The organism is Paenibacillus macerans (genome assembly GCF_050565405.1).
GTDB classification, from domain to species: Bacteria; Bacillota; Bacilli; order Paenibacillales; family Paenibacillaceae; genus Fontibacillus; species Fontibacillus macerans_B.
Genome location: NZ_JBNYYG010000052.1, coordinates 1 through 18494, shown reverse-complemented (window position 1 = coordinate 18494; position 18494 = coordinate 1). Strand labels below are relative to the sequence as shown.

Annotated in this window: 18 protein-coding genes and 1 other annotated feature; all 18 genes read left to right on the top strand. The window is 54.1% G+C overall.

Translation table 11 applies throughout. From position 1 onward, the window contains the following. Positions 1–9: 9 nt before the first annotated feature. Positions 10–669 carry a septum site-determining protein MinC gene (minC, locus tag ACQ4N8_RS22320; RefSeq protein ID WP_430706551.1) on the top strand — a complete coding sequence of 220 codons (660 nt, stop codon included), beginning with the start codon at positions 10–12 and terminating at the stop codon, positions 667–669. 3 nt (positions 670–672) lie between these two features. Beyond that, positions 673–1470 carry a septum site-determining protein MinD gene (gene minD, locus ACQ4N8_RS22315; protein WP_430706550.1) on the top strand — a complete coding sequence of 266 codons (798 nt, stop codon included), beginning with the start codon at positions 673–675 and terminating at the stop codon, positions 1468–1470. 3 nt (positions 1471–1473) lie between these two features. After that, positions 1474–2619 carry an FtsW/RodA/SpoVE family cell cycle protein gene (locus ACQ4N8_RS22310; protein WP_430706549.1) on the top strand — a complete coding sequence of 382 codons (1146 nt, stop codon included), beginning with the start codon at positions 1474–1476 and terminating at the stop codon, positions 2617–2619. An 815-nt stretch (positions 2620–3434) separates the two neighbouring features. Beyond that, positions 3435–4346 carry a peptidoglycan DD-metalloendopeptidase family protein gene (locus tag ACQ4N8_RS22305; RefSeq protein ID WP_430706548.1) on the top strand — a complete coding sequence of 304 codons (912 nt, stop codon included), beginning with the start codon at positions 3435–3437 and terminating at the stop codon, positions 4344–4346. Then, positions 4339–5196 carry a M50 family metallopeptidase gene (locus ACQ4N8_RS22300; protein ID WP_430706547.1) on the top strand — a complete coding sequence of 286 codons (858 nt, stop codon included), beginning with the start codon at positions 4339–4341 and terminating at the stop codon, positions 5194–5196. The genes ACQ4N8_RS22305 and ACQ4N8_RS22300 overlap by 8 nt, the downstream gene beginning before the upstream one ends. Before the next feature lie 180 nt (positions 5197–5376). Further along, positions 5377–6564: an Rne/Rng family ribonuclease gene (locus ACQ4N8_RS22295; RefSeq protein WP_430706546.1), complete on the top strand. Its 1188-nt coding sequence runs from the start codon at positions 5377–5379 to the stop codon at positions 6562–6564. A gap of 55 nt (positions 6565–6619) precedes the next feature. After that, positions 6620–6705, top strand: a sequence feature (ribosomal protein L21 leader region). A 13-nt stretch (positions 6706–6718) separates the two neighbouring features. Continuing rightward, positions 6719–7030, top strand: a complete 312-nt coding sequence (rplU, locus tag ACQ4N8_RS22290; protein ID WP_059040908.1) for a 50S ribosomal protein L21 — start codon at positions 6719–6721, stop codon at positions 7028–7030. A 14-nt stretch (positions 7031–7044) separates the two neighbouring features. After that, positions 7045–7377: a ribosomal-processing cysteine protease Prp gene (locus ACQ4N8_RS22285; protein WP_430706545.1), complete on the top strand. Its 333-nt coding sequence runs from the start codon at positions 7045–7047 to the stop codon at positions 7375–7377. Between the two features lie 18 nt (positions 7378–7395). Then, positions 7396–7707, top strand: coding sequence for a 50S ribosomal protein L27 (rpmA, locus tag ACQ4N8_RS22280; RefSeq protein WP_379321102.1), 312 nt, complete (start codon positions 7396–7398; stop codon positions 7705–7707). A 149-nt stretch (positions 7708–7856) separates the two neighbouring features. Continuing rightward, entirely contained in the window at positions 7857–8621 is a 765-nt protein-coding gene (locus tag ACQ4N8_RS22275) for a Spo0B domain-containing protein (protein WP_430706544.1), read from the top strand. Continuing rightward, entirely contained in the window at positions 8612–9925 is a 1314-nt protein-coding gene (obgE, locus tag ACQ4N8_RS22270; protein WP_430706543.1) for a GTPase ObgE, read from the top strand. The genes ACQ4N8_RS22275 and obgE overlap by 10 nt, the downstream gene beginning before the upstream one ends. Positions 9926–10050: 125 nt before the next feature. Further along, positions 10051–10488 carry an ACT domain-containing protein gene (locus ACQ4N8_RS22265; RefSeq protein ID WP_430706542.1) on the top strand — a complete coding sequence of 146 codons (438 nt, stop codon included), beginning with the start codon at positions 10051–10053 and terminating at the stop codon, positions 10486–10488. A gap of 50 nt (positions 10489–10538) precedes the next feature. After that, positions 10539–11825 carry a homoserine dehydrogenase gene (locus ACQ4N8_RS22260; RefSeq protein ID WP_430706541.1) on the top strand — a complete coding sequence of 429 codons (1287 nt, stop codon included), beginning with the start codon at positions 10539–10541 and terminating at the stop codon, positions 11823–11825. A gap of 53 nt (positions 11826–11878) precedes the next feature. Then, a complete protein-coding gene (thrC, locus tag ACQ4N8_RS22255; RefSeq protein ID WP_430706540.1) occupies positions 11879–12949 on the top strand; it encodes a threonine synthase in 1071 nt (356 codons plus the stop codon). Continuing rightward, positions 12946–13944 (top strand): homoserine kinase, encoded by a 999-nt coding sequence (thrB, locus tag ACQ4N8_RS22250; protein WP_430706539.1) that lies wholly within the window; start codon positions 12946–12948, stop codon positions 13942–13944. Before thrC ends, thrB begins: the two co-directional genes overlap by 4 nt. A gap of 212 nt (positions 13945–14156) precedes the next feature. Beyond that, complete coding sequence (gene pheA / locus ACQ4N8_RS22245; protein ID WP_430706538.1) at positions 14157–15056, top strand: prephenate dehydratase; 900 nt, start codon at positions 14157–14159, stop codon at positions 15054–15056. Next, positions 15056–15934 (top strand): branched-chain-amino-acid transaminase, encoded by an 879-nt coding sequence (ilvE, locus tag ACQ4N8_RS22240; RefSeq protein ID WP_430706537.1) that lies wholly within the window; start codon positions 15056–15058, stop codon positions 15932–15934. Before pheA ends, ilvE begins: the two co-directional genes overlap by 1 nt. A gap of 160 nt (positions 15935–16094) precedes the next feature. Continuing rightward, positions 16095–18161, top strand: coding sequence for a LysM peptidoglycan-binding domain-containing protein (locus ACQ4N8_RS22235; RefSeq protein WP_430706536.1), 2067 nt, complete (start codon positions 16095–16097; stop codon positions 18159–18161). Positions 18162–18494: the final 333 nt, after the last annotated feature.

Genomic DNA, 18494 nt, shown 5'->3' with positions numbered 1-18494 from the left:
GACAGGCTAATGACAGTGAAATCCAACCACGTGACGATAAAAGGCGTTAAAGATGGCCTGGTTTTCCTGCTGGACGACAAATGCGATTTTTCAAGTCTTCTGGAGGAACTGAAGTATAAATTGGAGTTTAGCCACCAAAACATACTTACCGGCCCGATCATCCATGTCGACGTGAAGCTGGGAATGCGGCTCGTGACCGAAGATCAGAAGGAAATGATCCTTGATATATTGAAGCAAAAAGGCAATCTGCTCGTCCGCTCTTTCGAAATGCCGGAAATTTCCCGGGGAAACGCGGAGGACGCTTTGACAACGATGGCGGGCATTGTCCGTTCCGGACAGGTCCTTCATCATGAGGGGAACTTGCTGTTTATCGGCGACGTCAATCCGGGAGGAACCATCTGCTGTACCGGCGATATCCTGATCCTCGGCGCGCTGCGGGGCATGGCGCATGCGGGATTTGCGGGCAACGAGAAATCGGTGATCGCGGCTTCCTATTTGTCGCCGACACAGCTGCGAATCGCCGAAACGATCAGCCGTCCTCCGGACGAATGGGAAAATCGGGAGACGAGCATGGAATTCGCTTTTTTGCGGGATGGGAAGATGCAAATCGACAAAATGATCAATATGTCCCGGGTCAGACCGGATTTTAACGTGTTTAAAGGGGTGTGAATCATGGGAGAAGCTATCGTAGTTACGTCCGGTAAGGGCGGTGTCGGCAAAACGACCACCTCGGCCAATATCGGCACGGCGCTCGCCCTGTTGGGCAAAAAGGTCTGCATGGTCGATACGGATATCGGCTTGCGCAATCTGGACGTGGTCATGGGGCTGGAAAATCGGATTATCTATGATTTGATTGACGTAGCCGAAGGCCGCTGCCGATTGAACCAGGCTTTGGTGAAGGATAAACGGTTCGATGAGCTTTACATGCTGCCTGCTGCGCAAACGAAAGACAAAAACTCCATTTCGCCCGAGCAGGTGAAGGACATCGTGCTGGAGCTCAAGAAGGAATTCGAATACGTGATTATCGACTGTCCGGCCGGGATCGAACAAGGCTTCAAGAATGCGATAGCCGGCGCGGACCAGGCGATCGTCGTGACTACGCCGGAGCATGCCGCCGTCCGCGACGCGGACCGGATCATCGGGCTTTTGGAGAACTCGCATATCGCCTCGCCCAAGCTCGTGGTGAACCGGATCAAAATCAACATGATGAAAGCCGGGGATATGCTGGATATCGAAGGAATCCTGCAGGTGCTGAACATCGATCTGATCGGTATCGTGCCGGACGATGAGCTGGTCATCAAAGCCGCCAACAGCGGCGAACCGACGGTCATGAATCCCGATTCCTCGGCCGCGATCGCTTATCGCAACATTGCTCGCCGGATTTTGGGGGACACCGTGCCCCTGATGCTGTTGGATCAGAAGAAAGGCGTATTTACGCGCTTCAAGAAGTTTTTCGGAATGGGTGGATAAGCGTTGTTTTTTAAACTGAAAAAATTGGACTGGCTCATGGTGGGCGTCCTCGCCTTGTTTATGCTGCTGAGTACCCTCTTGGTACGCAGTGCCATTGCTCCGTATGAGACGCAATTCCAAGGGTATGATCTCAAAACGGCGATTTTTTACATTTTGGGATTTTTCGTGGTTTTCGGCGTGGCGTTGGTCGATTACCGCACCTTGCTTCGGTACAGCTGGTATTTTTACGGGGCGGGTTGCGTGCTGCTGGTGCTGGTTTATCTGCTTGCTCCCGAAATCAACGGGGCCCGTAGCTGGTTCCGCATCGGAGGCTTGCAGTTTCAGCCGGCTGAGCTGGTCAAGGTCATCTTGATCGTAACGACGGCATATCTTCTGGGCAAAAAGCAGGGGCAGCCTCTGCAATTCCGGCGCGACATCATCCCGATTGCCCTGGTGACCATGCTGCCGTTTTTTTTGGTGATCATCCAACCCGACCTGGGGAATGCCATCATCTATCTCGTGGTTCTGGTCGGGATGCTGTGGATCGGCAACGCGAGATACAGCCATGTCCTGATCGCTTTGACGGCTGCGGTGGCGGCGCTGATTTTGTTCGTGACGCTGTTCAACGCCTACAATACGCAAATTCAGGATTATCTGGAGAAGCATCAGAAGCTCCATTGGTACCAGCGGATCAACACGTTTATCAATCCGGACCAAGCCTCAAGCGACGATAGGCACCAGTCCAACTACGCCAAAATCGCCATTGGTTCGGGCGGACTGCTCGGGGACGGATACATGAAGGGCGACTTGAAAAATAAGAAGTTCGTGCCTTATCCTTATTCGGATTCGATTTTTGTCGTGGTAGGAGAGGAGTTTGGATTCGTCGGCGCCTCGCTGCTGCTGCTGTTATATTTTCTGTTCATCTACAGGATGATCCTGATCGCCCTGCATTGCATCGATAAACGAGGGGCCTACGTCATCGTCGGGATCGTGGCGATGTTCCTGTTCCAGATTTTCGAAAACGTCGGCATGATGATCGGGCTGATGCCGATTACCGGCATTACGCTGCCGTTTATCAGCTATGGGGGAACGTCGCTGCTGATCAATATGTTATGTATCGGACTGGTGTTCAGCATTATGCTGCATCAGGAAAAATATAAGGTGGACTGAGAACAAACCGGTGCCAGGGGCATCGGTTTTTTTGTTCCAAACTTCCTCTCCGTTACTGAGCACCACAGTAGATGACGTTTGCCCGTCTCGCGACAGAAGAGCAAGATAACCAGACCCTGCGCTGGGTAGGCGGTCGGTTGGGGGAGGGCAGAGGAGAGTTGGGCGGGGGATGTCGCCCGGATTAAAGTGCCGTAGCTTTTTGCCGTGGGAGAGGGGAACCGGTCCAGAGACACGGTACGGCTTAAGCCAATGCAGGTGGCGGGCGTAAATTGTTCCGTCACGAAATAGAGGAAAAAAGGGGCGTTATTCTTGCCAATTCAGGAAGTTAGGGCGGAATAGGGCCCTTTTTTGGCGCTATTTTGGGAGAATGGGCAAATGAAGTGCCTTTTTGGGTTGGAGTTTTCCAATAAGGCCATAAAATACCGCTATTCAGCGGATTTTGAGCAAAGTGGCAGGAATAGCGACCTAATTTACCGCTATTTTAGCTTCGAGCGAGGAGAGTTATATTCGTCAGAGGGGCGGAGACGCGGACGGAGACAGAGAAAGCGACAGAGACGCACTACAGGGTGCACCAACACAAGGGGACCCAGACCATATAGTTTACGTCAAATGCTGACCGACTCGCCGCGCGCGGGTACCCGAGAAGACTGCGTCAGGATTCGCTTCATGCGCTGCTCGGGCTTGTTCATATTCCGCGCTTGCGGCTCATAAGTATAAGTACAGGCCCGGAACGAGGGAAAAGGGCTGCGGCGGGAACGGATATGATTTGTGAGGAACGAAGGACAAACCGTGGATCGGACCGGAGGGATCAGAGCATGGACGTGAAATCGAATGTAAAAAAACGGAGAGCGGAACGAATCCGGCAGCTGACGATGGAAGACGCGGTGGGTCCGCTGCCGGCGGAGCGGGGCTGGGAATCCGTGCCCGGGAAGGTACAGGCCCCCCTGAGGGAAAAGAACAGGGTTTCCAAAGTCGAGAGCGTGGACGTCGCCGACCCCGATCCCGAGCTGCTCTGGAAGCGTGGACAAGGCCGCTGGCAGAATCCGTACGAGAGTGCGTATGGCGGCGGTTCGGAGGAGCCGGTCTTTGGGCCGAGAAAACGCTCCTCCTTTTGGACCTCGATGTTTGCCCGTCTGGTCATCTGCGCCCTGCTGTTCCTGGGGATCTGGGGGATGAACCGATATGAGCCGTCCTGGTCGACGCCGATTCGCGCGTTCGTCGCGCAATCGCTGACTGAAGAAATGGATTTTCAGTCGGTGGAAGCTTGGTATGTACGTCATTTCGGCGGGGCCCCGTCGTTTATTCCGATATTTAATACGCATGAGGATAACGGGTTGAAGGTGGGAGCGGCCGGCAGCTTTGCCTTGCCGGTGAGCGGCAGCCTGGCCGGGCCGTTTGCCCTTAGCCTGAAGGGGGTCGAGATTATTCCGGTCGCGCAGCCCGCCGGCGGCAACGTGCAGGTAAAGAGCATCGAAACCGGACGAGTGCTAATCGTTGCGAATGATGCTATCACCGGGAAGACGGTAACGGTACAGCATGCCGACGGGTATATCTCGGTTTATGGCCATCTGGAACAGATCTCCGTGGAAAAAGGGGATTGGCTGGAAGGGGGCGATGTTCTGGGAAGCCTTCCCGCCGGGACGCGATCGCCGCTCCCAACGCTGTATTTCGCCATCAAAAAAGATGACCGGTACATCGATCCGGCGGATGTGATTCCGTTTGATTAGATGGGGCGGCATCAAGATATCTTTTCACCCTTTGTTCGTCATCATCATGTTAACATCGGTGCTAACCGGTCATTTCCTGGAATTGCTCGCTTTGTTCGCGATCGTGTTCATCCACGAGCTGGGCCACGTCGTTGCGGCCCGCCTGTTCGGGATTACGGTGTTATCCGTGCAGTTGCTGCCGTTTGGTGGCGTTGCGGTCATGGAGGATACGGGCCATTTAACGGCCGGACGGGAAATGGCCATTGCCCTGGCGGGGCCTTTGCAAAACGTCCTGATGATCGGAGCCTCCTTGGCGCTGCATGCCGCCCGTTTATGGGACGGTCCGTTTCTGGACTATTTTATTCAAAGCAACCTGTTGATCGCCTTGTTTAACCTGCTGCCCATCTTGCCGCTGGACGGCGGGAAAATCAGTCAGGCCTTGTGCAGCCTCCTGCTGCCTTACTACGCCACATTGGTCTGGTCGCATCGCATCAGCCTGTTATTCAGCGCCTTGCTGATCGTCTACTCGCTGCTGCCGTTGCTGCTGGAAACGAGCGGTTTGCAGTTCAACCTGCTGCTGATCGGCGTTTTTTTGCTGTACTCCAATTCGATGGACTATCGAAATATTCCTTACCGCTTCCTGCGTTTCTTGGTCAACCGGGACCGCAGCTTCTCCAGGCATCTCTTGAACGGGACTTTGGCCCAACCGATCATTGCCGAGAAAACGAAACCTTTGGATCATATTTTGCGTCTATTTAAAAGGGAAAAGTACCATTTCATTTATGTGATGAACCATCAGGGGAACATCGTGGCGGTCGTACCGGAGCAACGGGTGATTTCCTCTTTCTTACAGGGGAGTCCCGGAGCTTGAAGGGCCGAAGTCGTGTTATAATATAACGGGCATGTTTCTGATAGAATGCAAGGAATATCGTCTATCAACTTACATTAATAGAAAGACGGATCGCATAAGCGGTAGTTTTTCCCCACGATTATAGAATTGTTCAGCTCCGCTGAAAATTATGGATTCTATAGTCATAAGAAGGGTGAGATCATGAAAAGGATGATTGTTCACTGCGGATCCGGCTCTACCGAAATGGCGCTTCTTGAAGACGGCAAAATGGTGGAGTATGCGGCGGAGCATTCTCAGAACAGAGGACTGGTAGGCAGCTTTATCAAAGGAAAAATCGTGAATGTCATTCCCGGCATGCAAGCCGCTTTTGTGGATATCGGGCAAAAAAAGAACGCGTTTCTTTATATCGATGACGTGCTGCACCCTCATTTGGAAAAACAGCCGAAGCAAAAGCCGTCGATTTCGGAGCTGCTGAGGCCGGGCCAAGAGCTGGTCGTACAGGTGGTGAAGGAGGCGATCGGCAATAAAGGCGCCAGGGTTACGACCCATTACTCGCTTCCGGGACGTTGGATCGTGTATATGCCGACGGCCGGTTATGTAGCCGTATCGAAGAAGATTGGCCGCGAGGAGGAAAGACTTCGCCTGAAGACGGTAGGCGATGAGCTTCGCACGGAAGAGGAAGGCTTGATTCTGCGTACGGTTGCGGAGGACGAAGACGGCAACGCGATCGGCGAGGACTTGACTCTGCTGCGAAAGCAATGGCAAGCCATATCGGATATGGCGAAGCAAGCGGATGCGCCGGTCGTTCTGCATCGGGACCTGAGCATGACGCAGCGGTTGATGCGGGATGTCTACAGCCCGGAGACGGACGAGCTGATCATGGATTGTCCGGAGCAGGCGGAGGAAGCGTTGGCTTTTTTGCAAGGCATGCTGCCGGGGGAGTCGCCGCGCGTGGTCGTATATGACGGCGAGGTTCCGCTGTTCGAATATTATAACGTAAAACCGCAGCTGGAGAAGGATTTTCAACGGAAAATCTGGCTTCCGGGCGGCGGCTATCTGGTCTGGGATACGACCGAAGCGCTGACCGTGATCGATGTAAATACCGGGAAGTTTACCGGCGGGGATAATTTGGAGGATACCGTATTCCGGACGAATCTGGAGGCCGCGCAGGAAATGGCCCGTCTGATCCGGTTAAGGGACACCGGCGGCATTATTATCGTCGATTTTATCGATATGGCCAGCGACGATCAACGGGCGGCGGTTTGCGAGCGGTTGGAGCAGTCGATGTACGGCGACCGAACGCAGCATCACATATTGGGGTGGACGAAGCTGGGGCTGCTCGAAATGACGCGCAAAAGAATGCGGGAAGAGAACACGGTTATGAGTTGATTTTCCGCAGGTTCCATGATAGTATATTAGGGTATGTGTCATAAGTCAGCTTGTGCACATGCTGTAACCGCTCCGATCGGGTCGACAAGACATCCTCTTTACGGCAGGGTGCACCTGAATCAGGCGAGTCTGAGACATGAGGAGGTGCAAGCAAATGTACGCAATTATCGAAACCGGCGGTAAACAATACCGCGTTCAAGAAGGCGATGTTCTTTACATCGAGAAACTGAACGCAGAAGACGGTGCAAGCGTAACGTTCGACCGTGTGTTGGCGGTATCCAAAGGTGAAGGATTGGTAACGGGAGCTCCATTGGTATCCGGCGCAAGTGTGACGGCGAAAGTCGAAAAACACGGCAAAGGCCAAAAAGTGATCGTCTACAAATACAAACCGAAAAAGAACTACCACAAAAAGCAAGGTCATCGTCAACCTTACACGAAAGTAACGATCGAGAAAATCCAAGCGTAAGAAGGTGCGGTAATTTGATTATCGTCTCCATATTGCGCCGGAAGGATAATGGCATCGCGGGCTTTGAAGTGGATGGTCATGCAGGTTATGCCAAGGCTGGAGAGGACATCGTGTGCGCAGGCGTTTCGGCCGTTACCGTAGGTACGGTTAACTCGATCGAGTCGTTGACGGGCATCGTGATGGACTCCGGAATGAAGAACGGCTTTTTGAGCGCGCATCTTCCTTCTGCGGTTGAACCGGAAGCCGGGCAACAGGCACAACTGCTGTTGGCTTCGCTAGTCGTTATGCTGAAGAGTATCGAAGAATCATACGGGAAGTATATTCAGATACAGGACGTCATTATTTGAAGAAGGAGGTAGACTACAATGTTGAAATTGGATCTCCAGTTATTCGCTTCCAAGAAGGGCGTAGGCTCCACGAAAAACGGACGCGACAGCATCGCGAAACGCCTTGGCGTAAAGCGTGCTGACGGCCAAACCGTTACGGGCGGCAGCATTCTCGTCCGCCAACGCGGCACGAAAATTCACCCGGGCACGAACGTAGGCATCGGTTCCGACGACACGCTGTTCGCGAAAGTCGACGGCGTCGTGAAATTCGAACGTTGGGGTCGCGATCGCAAAAAAGTGAGCGTCTACCCTGTGGAAACCGCTCCAGTAGCGGCTGCAGTCGAAGCTTAAGAGCTGAATGCAAAGCCCTGGCACTTTGGTGCCAGGGCTTATCTTTTTTTCATTACATAACAAGAGCGATATTCAGAAAGGTTTATGTTATACTGGGTAATGATGTCAGGGTGGATGCCCACCCAATCTGTTAGAGGAACGGGGAAAATATGAAACATCGGTTCATGGTCCGGGCGATGTTCGTGCTGTTTGCGGCCGTTTGCCTGGCTCTTAATTATTTCCTGAAATCGCCGATAGGACATGTTATCTTAAACGCGGCCCTATTCATCCTGTTTTGGGCTTATGTTCGGCATATCCGGAAGAAGGAAGCCGCCGAGCGGAAGCATTTGCTGGAATCGGTCCAAAGGACGGCCTCGGCGACGTTGGGCCATCACCGGCACGATTGGATGAATGACCTGCAGATATTGTACGGATATATCCAGTTGCGAAAAATTGATAAACTGGCCGACTGCGTGGAAAGAATAAAAGCACGAATGGCCGTGGAAAGCAAAATTTCCAGGCTAGGCATTCCGTCCCTGGTCTTTTATTTGCAGTCGTTCCGCGAGGTCAACGGTTCGGTGATGCTCGAAATCGACATTGAGGATGAACTGCAGCTGGGCGGCTTGCTGATGCCCGATGATGCAGAAGAACTGACGGATGCGATCATCGAAACGGTACGAGCTTATCAATACACCGGGCGATCCTCCTGGGGAGAGACCTTGCAGCTCAAGATGTCGATGTATCGCGAAGGCGACGAAGTGATGGTCCGCTTTGAACAGATGGGCACGGGGGGAAACCGGGACGCGCTCGGACGCCATATCCAAGAGTGGATCGAGGGAAAACGGATTCGGGCCGATCGACTCGATGAGGAACGTAGCTCGTTAAGGCTTCGGATGTCTTGCGCAAATATAAATGAGGTGAATGCATGTTTGTAGATAAAGCGAAAATTTATGTCAAAGGGGGCGACGGCGGCGACGGCATCGTATCTTTTCGGCGCGAGAAGTACGTGCCGGAAGGCGGTCCGGCCGGCGGTGACGGCGGCAAAGGCGGGGACGTGATTTTCCGCGTGGACGAAGGTCTAAGGACGCTGATGGATTTTCGGTACCAGCGGCATTTTAAGGCCCAGCGCGGCGAAAAGGGGCGCAACAAAAGCCAGCATGGAGCGAACGCGGAGAATATGATCGTCCGGGTGCCTCCGGGCACGGTCGTCATCGACGACGATACGCAGGAGATATTGGCCGATTTAACGCGTCATGGACAGCAGATCGTAGTCGCTCGCGGCGGACGCGGCGGACGCGGCAATATCCGGTTTGCCACGCCGACGAACCCGGCGCCTGAGCTGGCCGAGCATGGGGAAGAGGGCCAGGAGCGTTGGGTCGTGCTGGAACTGAAGGTGATGGCCGATGTCGGGCTGGTGGGTTTTCCAAGCGTGGGGAAATCGACCTTGTTGTCGGTCGTATCGGCAGCGAAACCGAAGATCGGCGCCTATCATTTTACGACCATCACCCCGAATCTCGGAGTGGTGGAAGTGGGGGAAGGGCGTAGTTTCGTGATGGCCGATTTGCCCGGTTTGATCGAAGGGGCCCATGAAGGGGTCGGCCTCGGCCACGAGTTTTTGCGTCACGTCGAGCGGACGCGGCTGATTATCCACGTCGTGGACATGGCCGGTTCGGAGGGACGGGACCCGTTTGACGACTGGCAAAAAATCAACGACGAGCTGAGACAATACAATGCGGATTTGGAGAACCGCCCGCAAATCGTCGCCGCCAACAAGATGGATATGCCCGAATCGGCGGATAATCTGGAGAAGTTCCGCAAGCAGGTCGGCAAGGCGCGCGGGGATTTGGAGATCATGGCGATTTCTTCTTTGACCCGTCAAGGCATACAGGAGCTGCTCTATCGCGTAGCCGATCTGCTGGATCAAATTCCGGATGCCCCAGCGATCGAGGAAGTGACGGAGCTTCAGGAACGCAAAATATACAAGCTGGATCAAACCGAAGACGAAGGCTTCACGATCAAACGCGAAAACGAAATGTTTATCGTCGAGAGCGTGAAGATCGAGCGGATGATGAAGCGGATGCAGCTGAATTCCCATGACGCGATCTTGAAGCTGGCGCGAACGCTGCGCCATATGGGCGTCGACGAAGAGCTGCGCAAGCGGGGGGCCAAGGACGGTACGCTGGTCCGCATCGGCGATTTCGAGTTCGAATTCGTGGAAGGCAGCAGCTATTACTACTAATACAAGAGAGCACCTATGGGTGCTTTTTCTTGTTATTGCATGGAATAAAACCATTGCCACAATTTCCGCTTTCCGTTATAATGTCCACTATACAAAAACAAAGGTCTCTAAGGAGAGGACGTTTTGTGAAAGAACATTATTATTTGGTACGCGAGGATATTTTGCCTGAAGCGGTGGTCAAGACCCTCCAGGTCAAGCAGTTGCTGGCATCCGGTGACGCCAAAACGGTCCATGAAGCCGTGGCTCAGGTGGGGTTGAGCCGGAGCGCTTTTTATAAATACAAAGACGGCATTCATCAATTGAATCAAATCGAACGGGAGAGTATCGTGACCGTATCCTTTGATCTGGAGCATCGCTCGGGAATTTTGTCAAAGGTGCTTGCGCTGATTGCCAGTTCCGGCGGGAACGTGTTGACCATTAATCAGAGCATCCCTTTGCAGGGCAAGGCGAATGTCGTCATCTCCGTGGAAACTTCGCGGCTGACGGAAGAGCTGGACGAGATGCTGCAGTCGCTGCAGGGCATTACCGGCGTACGCAGAACCCAAATCGTCGGGCAAGGGTAGGACAATAGGCAAATGGGGAATACCCCATAGGGAAACGGGAGGGGACGGAAGTGAAACCTGTGAAAGTGGGTCTGCTTGGACTCGGCACGGTGGGAACCGGCGTCGTTCGGATTTTGGAAGGGCATCAAGAGGATCTCAGCAGCCAGGTCGGCTCGCCGATCCAGATCGAGAAGATTGCGGTCAAGAATTTGGAGAAATCGCGCAATATCGAGGTGGATCCCGGCAAATTGACGGAGGACCCGTGGGAGGTCATTCGCGATCCGGAGATCGATGTGATCGTCGAAGTGATGGGCGGCGTGGAGCTGACCAAAACCTACATTCTGGAAGCGCTCGAGCGCGGCAAGCACATCGTCACCGCCAACAAGGATTTGATGGCGCTGTACGGCTCGGAAGTGTTGGCCAAAGCCATGGAGCATCAATGCGACGTATTCTATGAAGCAAGCGTGGCCGGCGGCATTCCCATCATCCGCACGCTGATCGAAGGATTTTCCTCCGACCGGATCATGAAAATCATGGGGATCGTCAACGGGACGACCAATTATATATTAAGCAAAATGAGCCAGGAGGGAGCCGGCTACGAGGACGTCCTGAAGGAAGCGCAGCAGCTCGGGTATGCCGAGTCGGACCCGACGTCCGATGTGGAAGGACTGGATGCGGCTCGAAAAATGGCGATCCTGGGCACGCTTGGCTTCCGCACCAATGTAGAGCTTGGCGATGTGCAGGTGCGGGGGATTTCCTCCGTATCGAAAGAAGATATTTTATACGCCAAACGCCTTGGCTATGAAATGAAGCTGCTTGGCATTGCCGAACGGCAGGACGACGAATTCAGCATCACCGTGCAGCCGACGATGGTTCGGAACACGCATCCTATCGCCGCGGTGAACGGGGTGTTCAACGCCGTTTACGTCTACGGGGAAGCGGTGGGCGAAACGATGTTCTACGGAGCAGGCGCGGGGGAAATGCCGACGGCTACTTCCGTCGTGGCGGACCTGGTCGCGGTCGTCAAGAACCTGAAGCTTGGGGTCAACGGCCTGAAAGCGATCGTTCCTTATAAGCCGAAGAAGTTGAAGAGCGATGAACAAATCGCCTTTAAAAACTTCCTGCTGCTCCATGTGGACGATAAAGCCGGCGTATTGGCCCAAATCACCCAAGTCTTCGCCGAATACGAGGTCAGCCTGGAGTCAGTCGTGCAATCGCCGAACACGAATTTGGCCGGCGCGGAGATTATGATCGTGACGCATAACGCCAGCAAGGCCAGCATGGATAAGGTATTGGCCCACTTTGAATCGCTGGACGTCATTCATCGAATCAAAAGCGTGTACCGGGTTGAAGGGTAAGATTTAGGGATAGGATAGGGGATCAAACATTTTAGATAAAGGGGTTCTAATTCATGAGATATCTCGGATTGCTGGAAACTTACCAAGAATACTTGCCGGTGGGCGAGAAGACGCCGAAGCTGACTTTACAGGAGGGGAATACCCCGTTGGTCCGGGCGGAGAACCTGTCGCAGGAGCTGGGGCTGGACCTGTATTTTAAATATGAAGGGTTGAATCCAACCGGTTCGTTCAAGGATCGCGGGATGGTCATGGCCGTGGCGAAAGCCGTTGAGGAAGGCAGCAAGACGATCATGTGCGCCTCCACGGGGAACACCTCGGCGGCGGCGGCGGCTTATGCGGCCCGTGCGGGAATCGACTGCATCGTGCTGATCCCCAACAACAACATCGCCTTGGGCAAACTGGCTCAAGCAATGATTTACGGCGCGAAAGTGATCGCTATTGAAGGCAACTTCGATCGGGCGCTGGAAATCGTCCGCGACATTACCGCCAAACATCCGATTACGCTGGTGAACTCGGTCAATCCGTACCGGATTGAAGGCCAAAAGACGGCAGCTTTCGAGGTGTGCGACCAATTAGGCAAAGCTCCGGACGTGCTGGCCATCCCGGTCGGCAACGCCGGTAACATCTCGGCTTATTGGAAAGGTTTCAAGGAATATTACGAGCGCGGTAAATCGTCCTCTCTCCCGCGGATGGTCGGCTTTGAAGCCGAAGGCGCGATGGCTATCGTGAAGGGCGAGCCGATCCTTGAGCCGGAGACGGTTGCGACCGCCATCCGCATCGGCAACCCGGCTAGCTGGAAGACGGCCGTCGCGGCTGCCGAGGAGTCGGGCGGCCAAATCAATTACGTGACGGACGAGGAAATCCTGACCGCATACCGGACGATCGCCGCACGGGAAGGCATTTTTGCCGAACCGGCTTCGGCGGCTTCGATCGCCGGGGTATACAAACTGCAACGCGAGGGTTATTTCAAGGGCGGGGAAACAGTCGTATGCGTCTTGACCGGACACGGCCTTAAGGATCCGAACATCGCGATCAAGAGCATCGGCGGCAAGCCGCTCGTCGTGCAGGATACGGAAGAGGCGGTTATGGATGCGATCGCCAAGCTGCAAGGGGCACGGGCATGATTCGCCGCGAAGGGGTCCGGGTGAAAGTGCCGGCCAGCACGGCGAATCTCGGACCGGGCTTCGATACGCTGGGCATGGCGCTTTCCCTGTACTCCTGGATCGAAATGAAACCGGCCGAATCCACCGTCTTCCACCTATATGGGGAGGAGATGAAGGGGCTGCCGGACGATAAAAGCAATCTGGTGTATCAGGTCGCGCAATCGGTGTTTGCGGAAGCCGGCGTGTCCGTTCCCGAATTGGAAATCTCGATGGTTTCGGATATTCCTTTGACCCGCGGGCTTGGCAGCAGCGCTTCGGCGATCGTCGGGGCGCTGTTTGCCGCCAATTTGCTGATCGGCGAGCCCTTAAGCCAAGCCAAGCTGTTCGACATGGCGACGGCGCTGGAGCGGCATCCGGACAATGTCGGGGCCTCCCTGTTCGGCGGGATTATTACGGCGGTTTGGGACGGTTCCCACGCGGATGTGCTGCGGATCGAGCCTCCGGCCGATTTGGAAGTACTGGTGGCCATTCCCGATTTCCAGTTGTCTACCTCCAAGGCGCGCGAGGCGCTCCCGCGGCAGGTCAGTCTGCAGGATGCGGTGTATAACGTCAGCCGAACTTCCTTGCTCAGCGCCGCTTTATCCGCAGGCCGGCTCGATTTGATCCCGGCCGCCATGCGCGATCGGCTGCACCAGCCTTATCGGGCATCGCTGGTCCCGGGGATGGCCCGGATTCTCGAGGAAGCGCCACAGCATGGGGCGCTAGGCGCCGCATTGAGCGGAGCCGGTCCGACGCTGCTGGCCTTGGCGGATCGACGCCATGCCTCCGGCAAGAAGCTTGAAGCCTTTCTCCTGGAGGTTCTGGGGGAACACGGGATTTCCGCGCAGACGATGTGGCTGAAACCTTGCACATTTGGGGTTATGGAGCTTACTATGGATAAGGAAGATTCATTTTTGGATTACACTCAAAGTGTGAGTTCAAAAAGCCGGGTTTTCGATCGAAAGATGACTTTTTGAACCACCGTTCTAATGAAAGTTCGAAAAGTCAGGTTTGGAGCACCAAGAAGGTTGAATGAAGCTAGGGACAGAGTAGCGGAGCGTAGGGTGACCTACGTGAGCAACGGAAGGCCCGGCTGAATTCAACATTCGACGCCGAATCCGCTACTGCGCAATAACTGCGTGATCGAAAGATGACTTTTTGAACCACTTTACAAAGGGGAAGTCAGGACATGAAACGAATAGCATTGCTGCCGGAGGGATCGGTATCCCATGAAGCGGCGCTGCACCTGTTCGGGGACGAACCGGTGGAATTGCTCCATTTCAAGCAGATTTCCGACGTGTTTTTGTCCACGGCGAGCGGCAAAAGCGATTACAGCGTGATTCCCATGGAGAATACGATCGAGGGCTCCGTCAGTTTGCATATGGATTGGCTTGTCCATGAGGTCGACATCCCGATGCAAATCGAATGGGTATATCCTTCCGTTCAGAATCTGATCGGCCGGGGCGAGGAGTTTGCTGCGTCATCGAATCCGGACGAAATCGATTACTCAAAAGTGACGAAGGTGCTCTCCCATCCGGTGGCCATGGCCCAATGCCTGCAGTTTATCCGCGCACGGATGCCGGGAGCGGAGCTGGAGCATGCCGGCAGTACGTCGGAAGCAGTGGAACTGGTCAAAAATCATCCCGGGCAAGGGTGGACGGCCATCGGAACCGCGCTGGGGGCGAAACGCCATGGCCTGGATATTCTGTCCAGGCAGGTCACGGATCATGATAACAACTATACCCGGTTCGTATTGATCGGACCGCAGCCGCTGATGCTGAAGACGAAGGCCGCCACGCAGAGCAAGACGAGCCTGCTCGTGACGCTGCCGGAGGATTTCCCGGGGGCTTTGCATCAGGTATTGTCTGCGTTTGCCTGGCGTAAACTGAATTTGTCGCGCATCGAGTCGCGTCCAACCAAGAAAAGACTGGGGAATTATTACTTCATCATGGATGTGCTCGAGTCGCTGGATTCCGTTCTGCTAAGCTCGGCGATCGGCGAAATCGAAGCGTTGGGATGTCAAGTACGCGTGCTGGGGAGTTATCCCAGCTTATCGTTTGGAGAACAAAAAGCGGAGGTGCCAAAGTAATGGCAGAGCAATTGATTTACTTAGACGGACAATACGTAACAAAAGAAGAAGCAAAGGTTTCCGTATTCGACCACGGTTTTTTGTACGGGGACGGAATTTTTGAGGGTATCCGCATTTATAACGGAAATATTTTCAAGTGCAAAGAGCACTTGGATCGCCTGTACGATTCGGCCAAATCGATCATGTTAAACATTCCGCTGACCTACCAGGAGATGGAGGATGCACTGGTCGAAACGCTGCGCCGCAACGAACTGCGCAACGGTTACATTCGTCTGGTCGTTTCTCGCGGAGTCGGCAACTTGGGCCTCGACCCGAACCGCTGCCCGAAAGCGTCGGTCGTCATCATCGTGGAACAACTGGCGATCTACTCGGAGGAAGCCTATAAAACCGGGCTGAAAACCGTCTCCGTGTCGACGCGCCGCAACATCCCGGACGCATTGAATCCGAAGATCAAATCGCTGAATTATTTGAACAATATTTTGGTGAAAATCCAGTCGAACCTGTCCGGCGCGGGCGAAGCAATCATGCTGAATGCGCAAGGCTACGTGACGGAGGGCTCGGGCGACAATATTTTCATCGTCAAAAACGGCATGATCACGACGCCTCCCTGTTATTTGGGCGCTTTGGACGGGATTACCCGCCAAGCAATCATCGAGATTTGCCGCAAAAAAGGCTACAGCATTCAGGAGCAGCCGTTTACGCTTCATGACGTGTATGTGGCGGACGAGGTGTTCCTGACGGGAACCGCCGCAGAGGTTATCGCCGTGCGCGAAGTCGACGGGCGAATTATCGGGGAAGGTCATGCCGGCCCGATCACGCTGAAGCTGCTGGAGGAATTCCGTTCGATCGTCGATCAAGACGGTTTGAAGGTCTGGTAATACCGCTTAAGCAACCGATCCTATTTTCCTTTCCAAGAGAGGGAGATAGGATTTTTTCTTTTTCCTGGATGTCAAAAACCGGGCTTCTGCATAGGATGTAATAAATGGGCCCCGGGCGATCATCACGTACCGGAGAAGAAACCTAGGAGGTCTTTAACGCGTGAAAATTCATATTGTGAAAAATGGCGATACTTTGTTTGAACTCTCAAAAAAGTATAACGTGCCTCTGCAGAAATTGATCGAAGCCAACCCGCAGATTGCGAATCCGGATAAGCTGAACGTTGGCGACAAGGTGAAGATCCCTGCCGTTGCCGTGCCGATTGGCGGGGAGCCGGGGAATACTTACAAGCATGTCGTGAAACAGGGAGACACGCTGTGGAAGCTATCGAAAGCGTGGGGGCTTCCGCTACAGTCCCTGATCGCGGCAAACCCCCAATTAAACGATCCGAACCAGTTGAAGGTGGGAGACATCGTGAACATTCCTTCGGGCTCGGGGGCTGCCGGCGGTGCTGCTAATCCGCATGGGGCTAACACAGGGCTGTCGCCTGCCCAGACCGGAAAGAAAAACACAGCGCCGATCGCCGGGACGGGAACCAAGGCTCCTACCAACGTAAAGCCGGAAATGACGGCACCGAAGCCCGTGAAGGAAGCGCCAAAAGCTCAGCCGATTCAGGCGGCAAAGCCGAAAGAGGAGCCTGTTAAAGTGGAACCGGTCAAAGTGGAGCCGCCGAAACAACAGCCGGTTCATGTGGAGCCTCCTAAAATGGTACCGATGGACATCAAAATCGAAGTGGAGCAAATTCAATACGAATCCACCAAGCTCCAGCCGATTCATTATGAACCGCCAAAATACGAGCCCGCAAAGTATGAACCGATGAACTACGAGCCCGCGAATTACGGGCCGACGGCAGTCAGTCCTTACACCTACCAGCCAATGAAAGGCGAACCGATGGGAGTGAGCCCTTACGCTTACCAACCGATGAAAGGGGAGCCGATGGGGGTAAGTCCTTACGCATACGAGCCGATGAAGGGGGAGCCAACCGGGGTAAGTCCTTACGCCAACGGCCCGATGAAAGGCGAACCGACAGGAGTGAGCCCTTACGCTTACCAGCCGATGAAAGGCGAACCGACAGGAGTGAGCCCTTACGCTTACCAGTCGATGAAAGGCGAGCCCACAGGAGTGAGCCCATACGCATACGAGCCGATGAAAGGCGAGCCAACCGGGGTGAGTCCTTACGCTAACGAGCCGATGAAAGGCGAACCTACGGGAGTGAGCCCATACGCATACGAGCCGATGAAAGGCGAACCTACGGGAGTGAGCCCTTACGCTAACGAGCCGATGAAAGGCGAACCCACGGGAGTGAGTCCTTACGCTAACGAGCCGAATGTTTACCCGGCGATGCATCACCAACCGGTTTATCCTAATCTTCCAGTGCCGCAACCTCCGTCACTACTCCCGGCTATGGGTTACGCCCCGTCCCCATGCGGGTGCTCGGGAGCATCCCCTTATTCCTATCAATCGCCGGAAAGTTACCACCCGTTCGCTCAATATCAGGTTCCAGCCGAACCCGTATCCGCTTTTTACGATAATCCGCAGTATCCGCAAATGGGACCGACGGCGTTATCGCCTGCTTCCGGTGAATACCCGGGCATTTCGAACGCTAACGCCCCCGTTTCCCAGATTCCCAATTTGGGCGGGGTCAGCCATTATGGAGAAAATATGCCGAACGCCGGCATCCAGCCCTATGGGAACCAACCGCAGTACCTGTCACCCGAAACTTACGGCAATACTCCATACCCACAGGTAATGGATTGGCAGTATGGTACTGGCTCCATGCCTAGTTTTGGTCCTCCGGTTCCAGGTTATCCATCTGCCGCATATCCAGTCGCCCATTCCGTTCCTTCGATGCCGGGGTATCCGATGGCTTATGCCGGCCCTCTAAATCAAGCTCCGGTTGCCAATGAACCCTTAAAAGGCGAAGTCGGCGGACTGGAAAACATGAAAGGTTCGCTTGGTCGCGTGGCGCAAGCATCGGAATCGACAGGAGGAGAGGCACTGGCGGATGAACCGGGGATCGCAAAATCAAAGTCTCGTACTTCATCCAAAAAGAACGTGAAAATCTCAGGCAGCCCTGATGTTAAGCAAAGCCGGAAAAAGTCAGGCAAATCGAGCGGGGAAACTGCCGCAAAAAAAGAACGGCGCCGAAATCCATGGATTAACGAATAGGTTGATCGGAGCGAGGGAGATGGTTAGCCCTCGCTCTTTCCTTTTTGGCTTCCGTAATTTCCCGGCAATTATCGAGGAGATATTGCTTGAGCTGACACAAAGATTATGATATATTAGATGTCCCTGTTAAGCCCGATAGATTTGTTGCGGGACGGGGAGGCAATCCGGAAAGTGAATAGTAAGGATCTGGAACAAAAACTTTTTTTAAAAAAGACTTGCTATTCGAATCTCAACGTGTTATATTATTTAAGTCGCCGCTGAAACGCGGTGATGAACGAAAACGAAGTTGATCTTTGAAAACTGAACAACGAGTGAGTATAAAAATGAGAAGAA